The following is a 12,633-nucleotide window of genomic DNA, read 5'->3' as shown; positions in this document are numbered from 1 at the left end:
CCGCCGTGAAAAGCGCGGGTGGCGGTCTTATCTTGGGCGCATGGATACCCACGCCGCCCTGCCCAGCCTGTACGTCTCCCACGGCTCGCCGATGACCGCGCTGCAGCCCGGCGCCACCGGTACGCGTCTGGCGGAACTGGCGCAGGCGATGCCGCGCCCCGCCGCCATCGTGATCGCCAGCGCGCACTGGCTGGCGCAGACGCCGCTGGTGGGCGGCGCCGCGCAACCGGAAACCATCCACGACTTCTACGGCTTTCCGCGCGAGCTGCATGAACTCGGCTACCCCGCGCCGGGCGCGCCTGCGCTCGCCGCACAGGTGGCAGAACTGCTCGACCGCGCCGGTCTTGCGCCGCAGCTCGATCCGCATCGCGGGCTGGATCACGGCGCATGGGTGCCGCTGCGCCTGCTCTATCCGGAAGCCGACATCCCGGTGGTGCCGGTATCCATCCAGCCCAACCTCGGCCCCGCGCACCAGCTCGCGCTGGGCCGCGCGCTGGCGCCGCTGCACGAGCAGGGCGTGCTGCTGATCGGCTCGGGCAGCATCACCCACAACCTGCACGACCTGCGCGCCGGCTACAGCGCGGAGCGCGAAGCGCCCTACGTGCGCCCGTTCATCCAGTGGATCGAGCGGAATCTCGCCGCGGGCGACGTCGACGCCCTGCTCGGCTACCGCCGCCAGGCGCCGTTCGCCCAGCGCGCCCATCCCACCGACGAACACCTGCTGCCGCTGTTCTTCGCCCTCGGGGCGGCCGGCGACGGCGCACATGCGCAGCGCATCGACGCCGGTATCGACCTGGGTTTCCTCGCGATGGACATCTACCGCTTCGATGGCGCACGGCCGGACTGACGCCGGCGGCACGATGCCGCCACACCGCGCGCTGCAGCCGCAGCACCGGATGGACGTGGTGTCGACCGAGCAGCACACGGTGAAGCCGTGGTTCGACGGCAGGCTGGATTTCTCGCCGCGGGTGGTGGATCTCGCCGGCGCGGGTTTCCCGCTGGTGGGTGGCCGGTTGGACGCGCTGGACGGCCGCAGCGTCGCGGCACTGGTGTACCGCCGCCACCTGCATATCATCAGCGTGTACGAAGGGCCCGCCGCCACAACGGGCGCCGACGCCGCCCAGCGCGAATCGCGGCAGCACGGCTACACCGTGCTGCGCTGGATCGATGGCGGCATGCACTACGTCGCGGTCTCCGACGTCGATCCCGCCGCGCTGCGCGCATTCGCGCAGGATCTGCGCGCTGGCGGCGGCGCCACCGGCGACGCGCGTTGATCGACCCCACCCCCACCGAGAGGACGACCGCAGTGAAAAATCGATACATGAGCCTCATGACGGCGAGCGCGCTCGCGGCAACGGCGCTGCTGGCGACGCCGGCATCCGCCGCACTGGGCCAGGGCGCGAAGGCGCCGGACTTCACCGCCGAGGCCAGCCTCGCCGGCAAGGATTTCAGCTTCTCGCTGCAGGACGCCCTGAAGAAGGGGCCGGTCGTGGTGTATTTCTATCCGGCGGCCTACACCGGCGGCTGCGACATCGAGGCGCACACCTTCGCCACGCAGAAGGCGAAGTTCGACGCCGCGGGCGCCACCATCATCGGCGTCTCGGCCGACAGCATCCAGCGCCTCGACACGTTCTCGTCCGACCCGAACTACTGCGCCGGCAAGTTCCCGGTCGCCTCGGACGCCGACGGCAAGATCGCCGCGTCCTACGGACTCAAGCTGCACCCGGCGGAACCCGGCGCGACCGACGTGCACGGCCAGGCCATCGACCACGGCTTCATCCCGCGCACCACCTTCGTGATCGGGCGCGACGGCAAGATCGTCTCCATGCTGTCCTCGGAGGCCGACCACCTGCACCCCGAGGATCACGTCAAGCAGTCGCTGGCCATCGTGCAGCGCCTGCAGAAGAGCGCCGCGCCCTGATCGTCGCCCGTCGTTCGGACTAAGCCGGTTCCGCTCCGTCGACGCCGGCCCAGTCCGCCTGCGTCAGCGGACGCAGGCCGTGGGCGATGCGCCCCTTGTCGCACTGCGGGCTGTGCCGGCCGAACTCCCACGACGGCTCCACCTCGCGGCACACCGAGGGCTTGATCGGGTGGATGCCGCAGTGCGCGGCCACGCCGATCTCGCCCACCAGCGCCACGCAGCGCGGCGTCTTCGACTGCGTGCCGCGCATCACCACGCGGTGCGGGTCGAGCTTCTCGGTGAGCTCGACGGGCACGGTGCCGCCCAGCGACGGGTCGGTCTCCGACCAGTGGAAGGCGATGCGGAAATAGGCGCAACACGCGCCGCAACTCAGGCAGGGGTGACTCATGACAAGCCGGCGAAGGCGCACCCCGAGGCGCGCAGCGGGCGGATTCTAGGGCCGCCCACGCGCCGGCGGAAGATGCCGCCCGCTGCCGGCAGGCTCAGGGCTCGCCGGCGAAGGTGTTGCAGCTGTTGATGTCGCCGCTCTGCATGCCGGCCTTGAACCACTTCACGCGCTGCGCCGAGGTGCCGTGGGTGAAGGAATCCGGCACCACGGTGCCGCGCGCCTCGCGCTGCAGGGTGTCGTCGCCGATCTGGCTGGCCGCGTTGAGCGCGGACTCCACGTCGCCCGGCTGCAGCCACTGCAGGCGCTGCTCGCTGCGGTTGGCCCACACGCCGGCGAAGCAGTCGGCCTGCAGCTCCTGCCGTACCGAGAGGCCGTCGGCGCCGTCCATCGGCACGCCCCGGCGCTGCAGCTGCCGCACCTTGTCGAAGATGCCGAGTTCGTCCTGCACGTGGTGGCCCACCTCGTGCGCGATCACGTAGGCGCGCGCGAAATCGCCGCTGGCGTGGAAGCGATCCTGCAGCTCGCGGAAGAAATCCAGGTCGAGGTAGATCTTCTTGTCGCCCGGGCAGTAGAACGGGCCCACCGCGGTGGACGCCGCGCCGCAGGCGGTGTTCACGCCGCCGCTGAACAGCTCCAGCTTGGGATCGGTATAGGTCTTGCCCGCCGCGGCGAAGTAGTCGCCCCAGGTCTTCTCGGTGGAGCCGAGGATCGCGCTGACGAAGTCCTTCTGCTGCGGATCCACTTGCGCCGGCTGGCTGTTCGCGGCCGGCGGCGCGGCGCCCGTCTGGTTGCCCGACAGCAGCGCCAGCGGGTTCTTGAAGAACACCCAGCCGATGATGGCCAGGATCACGATGCCGCCCAGCCCCAGGCCGCGGCCACCGCCGAAACCCATGCCGCCACCGCCACCACCGCCGCTGTCGACTTCGACGTTCTGACTGCGTTCGCCCTTCTGCCAGTCCATGTTCCCCTCCCGTGTCGATATGCGCCGCGACGATAGCGCCTCGCACATCGTCGCACCAAACCATTACAGTGGCGCACCCTCCGTAACGAGAAACGCCATGCTCCAGCAGTTGCCTGAACTGGTCGTCCTGCTCGCGGTGCTGCTGCAGTTCGGCACGATGTGGGTGGTGGGCCACGCGCGCGGCAAGTACGGCATCAAGGCGCCGGCCACCAGCGGCCACCCTGCGTTCGAGCGCGCCTATCGCGTGCAGATGAACACGCTGGAAGCGGTGCTGCTGTTCCTGCCCACGCTGTGGCTGGCCGTGCACTACGGCTACGGCGGCTGGGCCGGCGTGGCGGGCCTGGTGTGGATCGTCGGCCGCGTGTGGTACGTGCTGGGCTATCTCAAGGACGCCGCGCGCCGCGGCGGCGGCTATCTGTTGGGCATGCTGGGCTGGGCCGCGGTGCTGTTGATGGCGCTGGCCGGCATGGGGCGCGCGCTGCTGGCCGGCTGATCCCGCCCGGCCAGGAGCGTGAGTGACTCACGCTCCCAGACGTACCGCCCCGTTCACGCCAGCTTGCGCGCCGCCGCCACCACGTCCGCATCGCCCGGCAGCACCAGGAAGGCGGCGCCGGCCAGCGGGGTGAAGGTATCGGCACCCACCACGCGCTCCAGCGGCGTGGCGCCGAAGCCGGCCTCGACAATCGCGGTGATCACGCCCTCGCCCACGCCAGCGCTCTTGCGGCCCTCGTCCAGCACGATGATGCGCTTGGCGTTCTTCGCCTGCGCAGCGATGAAGGCGTCGTTGAGCGGCGCCAGCCAGCGCAGATCCACCACGCGCACCTTCCAGCCCAGTTCCTTTTCGATGCTGCGCGCGGCGCGCAGCGCCATCGTCACGCCGTTGCCGAAGGTGAACACCACCAGGTCGTTCGCCTGCTCGTCGTAGACGCGGCCCTCGCCCAGCGTCATCGCCTCGCCCGGCGCGGGATAGGCGAACTGCCAGTGGCCGTCGCCGGCCTCGTACAGATCCTTGGTCATGTACAGCGCGATGGGTTCGAGGAAGGCGCAGACACGGCCGTCCACTTTCGCCAGCGCGGTGAGCGTGCGCAGCATGGTGGCCGCGTCGTCGCCGCGCGAGGGACAGCCGACCACGAGGCCAGGGATGTCGCGCAGCGCGGCGATCGAGTTGTCGTTGTGGAAGTGGCCGCCGAAGCCGCGCTGGTAGCCCAGCGAAGCCACGCGCATCACCAGCGGGTTGCGGTACTGGTCGTTGGAGAAGAACTGCAGCGACGCCGCCTCGCCGCGGATCTGGTCGCCCGCGTTGTGGAAGTAGGCGAGGTACTGGATCTCCGGGATCGGCAGCATGCCCATGTTGGCGTAGCCCTGCGCCAGGCCGAGGATCACCGTCTCGTCCAGCAGGGTGTTGAACACGCGGGTGTTCCTGAACGCCTTGTGCAGGCCCTTGGTCACCGTGTACACGCCGCCCTTCTGCGCCACGTCCTCGCCGAACAGCAGCGACTCGGGGTACTTCGCCATCACGTCGTGCAGGGCCTGGCCGATCTGGATGGCGAGGTGGCGCGGCGGCTGGTTCTCCGGCAGCTTCGCCTCGCCGCCGAAGGCCTTGAGGCGCGCGTCGGCATAGTCGGCGCGTTCGGCCTCGGCCTTCACCTTGGCCGGCGTATACGGCGCCAGCGGCTTCATCACGTCGTCCAGGCGCTCCAGCTTCGGCCGGCGGTCGGCCTCCTCGGCGGCGGCGAAGCAGCGCTTGCGGATGGCCTCGTTGAGTTCCAGCAGCGAGGCCTTGGTGTACAGGCCCGACTCCAGCGCGATGGCCGCCGAGCGCAGCAGCGGATCGCCCGCCTCCACCGCCACCAGCTCCTCGATGCTGCGCCACTCGATCTCGAAGTCGGTGCCGGCGTGACCCATGATGCGGGTGGTGCGCAGGTGCAGGAAGGTCGGGCGGCGCGTGCCGCGGCAATGCTCCACCGCGCGCTGCACCTGGGCGTAGCCCTCGGCGAGGTCGAGTCCGTCGGCGTAGAAATAATCGAGGTTGGAGCGCGACTGGAAGTTGCTGGCGACCCAGCCGGTGGGCGTCTTCACCGAGATGCCGATGCCGTTGTCCTCGCACACGAACAGCACCGGCGCGGGCAGCTTCTGGTAGGCCGTCCATGCCGCGGCGTTGAACGCGGTCTGCGCGGTGGCGTGGTTGCTGGAGGCATCGCCGAACGAGCAGATGGCGATGGAGTCGTCGGGGATCGGCAGCGTGTGGCCGATGCGCTTCGCATGATCGATGGCCACTGCCGTGCCCAGCGCCTTGGGCAGGTGCGAGGCGATGGTGGAGGTCTGCGGCAATACCCAGAGCGGCTTGCTGCCCCAGACCTTGTGGCGACCGCCGGAGGCCGGATCGTCCTTGCTGGCGGCGAAGCTCAGCGCCGAATCCATCACCGGATCCATCCCCGGCAGCTTGCGGAAACGCTCGGCCATGAAGCCGCCGCTACGATAGTGCAGGAAGGCCGGGTCGGTGTGGCGGGTCAGCCGCGCCACCATCGCGTTGCCCTCGTGGCCGGACGAGCCGATGGTGTAGAACACCTTGTTCTGCACGCGCAGCACGCGCGCCATCAGGTCGAGATGGCGCGAGATCAGCTGCGACTCCAGCAGCTCGCGGAAGCCGCGCGCATCGAGCGCGCTGCCCGGCAGCACCGGCGCGTCGTCGCGCGGCGCGGCATGCACCTCACCCTGCCACTGCTGCACGAACTCGGTGAAATTCTGGTCGACGATCTCGGCGCGGTTGAAGCCCTTGTGGCGGGCGGCGATGGGAGCGGGCGTAATGGTCATGGCGGTATCGTCAGGAAGAGGAAACGATGGAAAGCACGGAAGGTTGGCGCAGGCGGCGCAAGGCGGCGGCACGCTCGCGATCCTTGTCGCGGTCGAAGGATTCGAGGATGCGGATCTGCTCGTCCAGCGCAGGCACCGGCACGGCTATGCCCTGCACGCCGGCCAGCACCAGCCGGCCCGGCGATACGGGCCGCCAGCCTTCGCCCTGGTCGAGTTGCAGCCCGCCCATCACTTCCACCGGCAGGCCGGGAAAGCGGAAGCGGGCGAAATGCGAGCGGAAGCGGTCATTGCCGGCGGGGACATGCGCGGCGTCGCGGCGATCGGCCCACAGCGTCGTCAATGCCTCGGCATCGGCGCGCGAAACCAGCACGTCGACATCGGCTACGCTCACTTCGGCGCCGAGCAGGCGCGCCGCCGCGCTGCCGATCAGGCACCACGGCTCGGCACAATGCACATGCAGGTCGGGCACCAGCTCGGTGAGCGCGACGAACAGCGCGGGCGGGATGTGGCTCATGCGTCGAAATGGGTGCGCGGGATCAGGCGGTTGGTTTCGATGCGGATGCGATAGTCGGGACAAGGTTTCTTCCTCTCCCCCTCGGGGAGAGGATCGAGGTGAGGGGACACTCTTGCGACGATGCCTGATCGAAGCACGCTTCGAATGAAGGCTGCCGCGAATCCGGCCCCTCACCCCAGCCCTCTTCCTCGCTCCTCAAGGCAGGGCCATCCATGGCCCTTCCCCGCGTCCCGCAGGGGAGAGGGAGTGGGTGGTCAGAACGCGTTGATGCCAGTCAGCTCGCGGCCCACCACCAGCTCGTGCACCGTCTCGGTGCCCTCGTAGGTGATCACCGATTCCAGATTCAGCGCGTGGCGGATCGCGCCGTGCTCGGTGGTGATGCCCGCGCCGCCGAGGATGTCGCGGCACTGACGCGCGATGTCGATGGCCATGCGGCAGTTGTTCCACTTGGCCAGCGAGACCTGGGTGGGCTGCATGGTGCCCGCGTCCTTGAGGCGGCCCAGCTGCAGCGAGAGCAGCTGCGCGGTGGTGATGCGCCGGGCCATGTCGGCGAGCTTGAGCTGGATCGCCTGGTTGGCGGCCAGCGGGCGACCGAACAGCACGCGCTCGGCGGTGTAGTCGATCACTTCCTTGAGGCAGGCCTGCGCGGCGCCGATCGGGCCCCAGGTGATGCCGTAGCGCGCCTGGGTGAGGCAGCCCAGCGGGCCCTTCAGGCCCTTCACGTTGGGCAGGCGGTTGGCGTCCGGCACGCGCACGTTGTCGAGGAACAGCGCGCTGGTGACCGAGGCGCGCAGGCTCATCTTCTTGTGGATCTGCTGGGCGGTGAAGCCCGGCGTGCTGGTCGGCACGATGAAGCCCTGGATGCCGTCCTCGGTCTGCGCCCACACCACGGCGATCTGCGCGAGGTTGCCGTTGGTGATCCACATCTTGGCGCCGTTGATGACCCAGTCGCCGCCGTCCTTCCTGGCGTGGGTCTTCATGTTGGCCGGGTCGGAGCCGCCGTGCGGTTCAGTGAGGCCGAAGCAGCCGATGATCTCGCCCGCCGCCATCTTCGGCAGGTATTCCAGCTTCTGCTCTTCGCTGCCGTAGGCGTAGATCGGGTACATCACCAGCGAGCTCTGCACCGAGGCGAAGCTGCGCAGGCCCGAGTCGCCGCGCTCCAGCTCCTGGCAGATCAGGCCGTAGCTGACGCCGCTCATGCCGGCGCAGCCGTACTTCTCGGGGATGGTGGCGCCGAGCAGGCCGAGGCTGGCGATCTCCGGGATCAGCTCGCTGGGGAAGCGCGCCTGGTCGAACGCGTCGCCGATGATCGGCAGCACCTTCTCGTCGACGAAGCGGCCGACGGTGTCCTGCACCATGCGCTCCTCGTCGGAGAGCAGCGAGCGGACGTCGTACAGGTCGAGCGGGTTCAGGCGGGCGGCAGCCATGGGCGTTCCAGTGGTGGAAAGGGGAAACCGCCAATTCTACCCGCGCGCCCGGCGCGGGTCATGACGGGGCGCAGCAGCGGGCGGCATGCGATCATGGCCCGTCCTCCCCCTGCCCCGGAAACTCCATGCTCAAGGGTGTGCTGCTGGGCTTCGCCAGCTTTGCGGCCTTCGCGATCAGCGATGCCTTCGTGAAGGCCGTGCACGGCGGCGTGCCGCCCTACGAGTCGGTGTTCTTCGGCGGCCTGCTGGGCCTCGTCGCGCTGCCTTTCGTGATGGACAAGGGCGACCGCTGGCACGACGTGTTCTCGGCGCGCCGCCCGGCGCTGTGGTGGGTGCGCGCGCTGGCCGGCGCGGTGGGCAACATCACTTCGGTCACCGCGTTCACCCTGCTGCCGATGGCCGAGGTGTTCTCGATGATCTTCCTGATGCCGATCTTCGTGACCATCCTCTCGGTACTGCTGCTGAAGGAGCACGTGGGCTGGCGGCGCTGGACGGCGGTGTTCGTGGGCTTCGCGGGCGTGCTGGTGGTGCTGCGTCCAGGCTTCCGCTCGCTGGGCGTCGGCCACCTGGCGGCGATCCTGTGCGGCATCGCGGCGGCGGGGTCGGTGGTGGCGCTGCGCATGGCCGGCAGCGAGGAAAAGCGCGCGAGCCTGTACGGCGCCGGCATCATCGGCCCGCTGGTGGCCGGCGGCGTGCTGATGCTGCCGCACTTCGCCTGGCCCGACCTGCAGCAGACCCTGCTGCTCGCCGGCTACGGCCTGCTCGCCGCGCTGGCCAACGTGCTGTTGATGCATGCCACCCTGATCGCCCACGCCAACCGCGTGGCGCCCACTCAGTACAGCCAGATGCTGTGGGCCATCGCGTTCGGCTACTGGTTCTTCGGCGACCGCCTCGACTGGCCGATGCTGGCCGGCATCGTGATGATCCTCGGCGCGGGGCTGTTCACGCTGGTGCGCGAGGAGAAGATGACGGGCTGGTGGCGGCGCGCGAAAGTGCTGTGACTAGTCGCCCAGCCAGCCCCTCGACTGCAACAGCAGCATTGCGCCGACCAGCACGAGGCCCGCGTGCAGGCAACGCACGAACGCCTCTCCGCCCAGCCGCCGGTTGAACATGCGTCCAAGCACGATGGCGACGAGCACGCCGGGCAGCGCCAGCAGGTAGTCGCGGGTCACGACAGGCGTCCACAAGCCGGTGAAGCCGTAACCGGCCATGGTCATCAGGCTGGCCGGCAGGAAATAGCCCTGCAGAGTGGCGCGGAAATGCCGCGGCGACCAGCCGCGCAGCGTGCCGTACACCACCAGCGGCGGCCCGTTCATGCCGTACGCGCCGCCGAGCACGCCCGCGCCGAAGCCGAAGATCCAGGCATGGCGGTCGTCGTGCAGCGCGGCTTGCCGGCGGCGCAGCAGGGCGAACACCGCGAACGCCATCACCACCGCGCCGAGCGCCATCTTTACCCGCTGCCCATCCAGTGCGTGCAGCGCCCACAGGCCGAGCGGCGTGCCCACCGCGGTGGCCAGGAACAAGCGGCCCGCGCTGCGGAAATGGATGTGCCACCAGTCCTGCGCAACGGCCACGCCCGCCACCGTGATCGACACCAGCGCGGCGATCGGCGCCGCCGTATCCACCGGCATCGCGAAGGCCAGCAGCGGCACCGCGATCAAGGCTTCGCCGAAGCCGAAGGCCGAGCGGATGAAACTGGCGATGAACAGTATCGTCAGGACGGCGATCAGCACCGGCACCCCAGCACGCGAAGCGAAAGGCGCAGACTACCGCACCTCCTGCCCGCTCCGGCCCCGCGGATCGCGCACCAGCATGTGCAAGCCGCCGAAGATCACGAACAACGGCCACCATTTCGCCCACGACAGGCCGAGGATGAAGATCGCCGCCACCATCACGACGGCGAGCGCGTGCAGCAGCGAATGCCACACCGCATCGTCCAGCGCGCCCGTGGCGCGGTAGCGCTCCCAGGCTTCGGACAGCGGCCACGCCGCGCCGATCAGGATGAACCACGCCCACCAGTTCGCCCAATTGAGAAAGGGAAACTGCACGCCCAGGGTGACGCACAGGAAGAGCACGCCCACCGCGATCACCAGCACGGCCGGAATGATGCGGCTGCCGCGCCGCCCGCTGAAGCCCGTATCGTTGTCTGCCATCGTCGTTCCCCTCCGGAAGATGGCACAACGATAGACACGCCTGGCCGGGCAGCCCAGTGACAAGCGTCACCCGAAACGCCTGCACCATAATGGTCGCCCAAACCCGCCGCCCACGCCGAACCCGCCATGACGAACACACGCGCACCAGCCACGCCGCAGCTCTCCCCCATCGTCGCCGGCCTGTGGCGCATCGCCCGTTGGAACCTGTCCGTGCCGGAGCGCGTGCGCTGGATCGAGCAGGCGCTGGAGCTGGGCATCAGCAGCTTCGACCACGCAGACATCTACGGCGACTACGGCGCCGAGGCCCTGTTCGGCGAAGCGCTGCAGGCGGCGCCCGCGCTGCGCCGGCGCATGCAGCTGGTGAGCAAGTGCGGCATCCGCCTGCGCTCGGCGCAGCGTCCGTACCGGGTGAGCCACTACGACGCCTCGCCAGCCTACGTGCGGGCACAGGTCGAGCAGTCGCTGCGCAAGCTGCACACCGAACAGTTGGATCTGGTGTTGATCCATCGCCCCGACTACCTGATGGACGCCGCCGCGCTGGCAGAGACGTTCACGGCGCTCACCCGCGAAGGCAAGGTGGCGCACTGGGGCGTGTCCAACCATTCGGCCAGCCAGTTCGCCCTGCTCGACCAGTTCCACCCGCTCGCGACCAACCAGGTCGAGCTTTCGCCCCTGCACATGGACGCGCTTGACGATGGCACGCTGGATCAGGCGCAGCAGCTCGGCCTGCGCCCGATGGTGTGGTCGCCGCTGGCCGGCGGTCGCCTGTTCACCGGCGAGGACGCACAGGCGATGCGCGTGCGCGCCGAGATGCAGGGCATCGCCGAACGCCTAGGCATCAGCCTCGCCACACTGGCCTTCGCCTGGGTGCTGCGGCATCCCTCGCGCCCCCACCCGATCACCGGCAGCGGCCGCATCGAGGGCTTGCGCGAGGCCGTGGCCGCGCTGGACGTTTCGCTGGACACCGAGGACTGGTACGCGATCTGGACGGCCAGCAAGGGGCACCCTGTGCCGTAGCAGATGGCGCTTGCCAACCACCAGGCGCCAGAGAGCTACCAAAGACTCTGGAAGTAGCCCCTGTTCAACAGGGTTGCCGAGGCAAGCACGCCCATCAGTTCTTTGGCCTGCGCCCGGATCGGCACCAGGCAGGGTTGAAGCATGTCGGTCAGATTCGATGCCAACCGCGCCTCGGAATCGGCTTCGCGTCCGGAGTGTCGCCTGAAGGGGAGCTTGTCGATCCCATCGAGAAAAGTGCCGATGGCGGTCTTTTGTCGATCGGAAAGATAGCCAGCCTCCGACGTCAGCAGGTAACGCCCATCGGACACGTCGAGCACCACCTCAAATGCCGTGTTGCAGTTGCCGTTGAGGCGCACCTGCTCGGCCGGCTCACACGACAGGATTTCCAGCGCTTCGTGGAAATTTCTGTAGGCGTACTCGAACGCTTCCCGCGCAGGGAACCGGTTCTCGCCTCCATCTACGCTCACCGATTGCTTACTCCATGCGGCACGTGCCCCGTGGCCACGTGCCTGCGCGCCGACTCCACGTTGGCCGGGGAGTCGTCGAAGAAGATGTCGGCGCCGAATGCGTCGAGGAACGGCCCCTTGTCGCGGCCGCCGAGGAACAGCGCCTCGTCGATGCGCACGCCCCAGCGGCGCAGGGTGAGGATGACGCGCTTGTGCGCGGGCGCGGAGCGCGCGGTGACCAGCGCGGTGCGGATCGGCGAGTTCTCGGCGGGAAACGCCGCCTGCAAGCGGTGCAGCGCGGTGAGGAAACCGCGGAACGGGCCCACCGACAGCGGCTCGTCAGCGTGCTCGTGCTCGCTGCGATGAAAGGCTTCCAGCCCCTCCTCGCGCGAGACGCGCTCGCCCTCGTCGCCGAAGATCACCGCGTCGCCGTCGAAGGCGATGCGCAACTGCTCGCTCATCCGCGGCGGCGCGACGCTGGGCAGGATGGTGGCCGCCGCCACGCCGGCCTTGAGCGCACGGCCCACGTCCTCGGCGTTGGCGGAAAGGAACAGGTCGGCCTTGAACGGCGCGATGTAGTCGGAAGTGGGGGCGCCGCTGGTGAAGGCGGCGCGGCTGATCTCCAGCCCGTGATGCTGGATCGCGTTGAAGATGCGCAGGCCGGTGTCGCCGGAATTGCGCGACAGCAGGATCACCTCCACCGGCGGCACGTCGCCCGCCAGCTTGTTGAGGTCGAGCAGCTTCTGCACCAGCGGGAAGGCCACGCCGGGTTGCAGGATCTCGTTCTCGTGCTCGATCTGGAAGTTGCGGTAGGCGTCGAGCCCGTCGCGCTCGAACAGCGCGTGGCTGTCGCCGAGGTCGAACAGCGCGCGCGAGGAGATCGCCACGACCAGGCGGTTGTCGGTGGACGAGGAAGGGTCGTGGGTATCGTCGTGGCGCTTGGACATGGCCGTGAATCTAGCGCAAAAAACGGATGATCGCCGCCTGCAGCA

15 protein-coding genes are annotated in these 12,633 nt (G+C 69.2%); 6 read left to right on the top strand and 9 right to left on the bottom strand.

The window, feature by feature from the left end; genetic code table 11:
• Positions 1–40: 40 nt before the first annotated feature.
• Genes ACZ5Z2_RS06555 through ACZ5Z2_RS06545 form a run of 3 tightly spaced genes read left to right on the top strand, consistent with a single transcriptional unit; the run spans position 41 to position 1,921 of the window.
• On the top strand, positions 41–847 hold the full coding sequence (locus ACZ5Z2_RS06555; protein ID WP_464761148.1) for a dioxygenase family protein: 807 nt from the start codon (positions 41–43) through the stop codon (positions 845–847).
• A 13-nt stretch (positions 848–860) separates the two neighbouring features.
• Entirely contained in the window at positions 861–1,274 is a 414-nt protein-coding gene (locus ACZ5Z2_RS06550) for an anti-sigma factor family protein (protein WP_464761147.1), read from the top strand.
• A 47-nt stretch (positions 1,275–1,321) separates the two neighbouring features.
• Positions 1,322–1,921 (top strand): peroxiredoxin, encoded by a 600-nt coding sequence (locus ACZ5Z2_RS06545; RefSeq protein WP_464761146.1) that lies wholly within the window; start codon positions 1,322–1,324, stop codon positions 1,919–1,921.
• A 19-nt stretch (positions 1,922–1,940) separates the two neighbouring features.
• On the opposite strand, the gene ACZ5Z2_RS06540 is transcribed toward ACZ5Z2_RS06545, so the two are convergent.
• The gene (locus tag ACZ5Z2_RS06540) at positions 1,941–2,309 is read right to left on the bottom strand and encodes a YkgJ family cysteine cluster protein (RefSeq protein ID WP_464761145.1); all 369 of its coding nucleotides are present in this window, start codon (positions 2,307–2,309) and stop codon (positions 1,941–1,943) included.
• Between the two features lie 94 nt (positions 2,310–2,403).
• The gene (gene ypfJ / locus ACZ5Z2_RS06535; protein WP_464761144.1) at positions 2,404–3,270 is read right to left on the bottom strand and encodes a KPN_02809 family neutral zinc metallopeptidase; all 867 of its coding nucleotides are present in this window, start codon (positions 3,268–3,270) and stop codon (positions 2,404–2,406) included.
• Positions 3,271–3,367: 97 nt separating this feature from the next.
• On the opposite strand from ypfJ, the gene ACZ5Z2_RS06530 reads away from it, so the two are divergent.
• Positions 3,368–3,763, top strand: a complete 396-nt coding sequence (locus ACZ5Z2_RS06530; protein WP_464761143.1) for an MAPEG family protein — start codon at positions 3,368–3,370, stop codon at positions 3,761–3,763.
• Positions 3,764–3,816: 53 nt separating this feature from the next.
• On the opposite strand, the gene ACZ5Z2_RS06525 is transcribed toward ACZ5Z2_RS06530, so the two are convergent.
• From ACZ5Z2_RS06525 to ACZ5Z2_RS06515, 3 genes are all read right to left on the bottom strand, one after another.
• Positions 3,817–6,084: a thiamine pyrophosphate-dependent enzyme gene (locus ACZ5Z2_RS06525; RefSeq protein ID WP_464761142.1), complete on the bottom strand. Its 2,268-nt coding sequence runs from the start codon at positions 6,082–6,084 to the stop codon at positions 3,817–3,819.
• Between the two features lie 10 nt (positions 6,085–6,094).
• On the bottom strand, positions 6,095–6,598 hold the full coding sequence (locus ACZ5Z2_RS06520) for a nucleotidyltransferase family protein (RefSeq protein WP_464761141.1): 504 nt from the start codon (positions 6,596–6,598) through the stop codon (positions 6,095–6,097).
• 254 nt (positions 6,599–6,852) lie between these two features.
• Positions 6,853–8,025 (bottom strand): acyl-CoA dehydrogenase family protein, encoded by a 1,173-nt coding sequence (locus ACZ5Z2_RS06515; protein ID WP_464761140.1) that lies wholly within the window; start codon positions 8,023–8,025, stop codon positions 6,853–6,855.
• 125 nt (positions 8,026–8,150) lie between these two features.
• Between ACZ5Z2_RS06515 and ACZ5Z2_RS06510 the strand changes: the two genes are divergently transcribed.
• Positions 8,151–9,026: a DMT family transporter gene (locus ACZ5Z2_RS06510; protein ID WP_464761139.1), complete on the top strand. Its 876-nt coding sequence runs from the start codon at positions 8,151–8,153 to the stop codon at positions 9,024–9,026.
• Here the strand turns inward: ACZ5Z2_RS06510 and ACZ5Z2_RS06505 are convergent, their stop codons facing one another.
• Together ACZ5Z2_RS06505 and ACZ5Z2_RS06500 are read right to left on the bottom strand one after the other, a co-directional pair.
• Positions 9,027–9,758, bottom strand: a complete 732-nt coding sequence (locus tag ACZ5Z2_RS06505) for a sulfite exporter TauE/SafE family protein (protein WP_464761138.1) — start codon at positions 9,756–9,758, stop codon at positions 9,027–9,029.
• Positions 9,759–9,791: 33 nt separating this feature from the next.
• Positions 9,792–10,178, bottom strand: coding sequence for a LiaF transmembrane domain-containing protein (locus ACZ5Z2_RS06500; protein WP_464761137.1), 387 nt, complete (start codon positions 10,176–10,178; stop codon positions 9,792–9,794).
• 126 nt (positions 10,179–10,304) lie between these two features.
• On the opposite strand from ACZ5Z2_RS06500, the gene ACZ5Z2_RS06495 reads away from it, so the two are divergent.
• Positions 10,305–11,195, top strand: a complete 891-nt coding sequence (locus ACZ5Z2_RS06495; protein WP_464761136.1) for an aldo/keto reductase — start codon at positions 10,305–10,307, stop codon at positions 11,193–11,195.
• A 35-nt stretch (positions 11,196–11,230) separates the two neighbouring features.
• Here the strand turns inward: ACZ5Z2_RS06495 and ACZ5Z2_RS06490 are convergent, their stop codons facing one another.
• Positions 11,231–11,662, bottom strand: coding sequence for a hypothetical protein (locus tag ACZ5Z2_RS06490; protein ID WP_464761135.1), 432 nt, complete (start codon positions 11,660–11,662; stop codon positions 11,231–11,233).
• Complete coding sequence (locus ACZ5Z2_RS06485) at positions 11,659–12,588, bottom strand: 5'-nucleotidase (protein WP_464761134.1); 930 nt, start codon at positions 12,586–12,588, stop codon at positions 11,659–11,661. The genes ACZ5Z2_RS06490 and ACZ5Z2_RS06485 overlap by 4 nt, the downstream gene beginning before the upstream one ends.
• Positions 12,589–12,633: the final 45 nt, after the last annotated feature.

The organism is Rhodanobacter sp. G1 (assembly GCF_055397855.1).
Note: the sequence above shows the minus strand (reverse complement) of the source record. Positions and strands in the feature narration are given on the sequence as shown.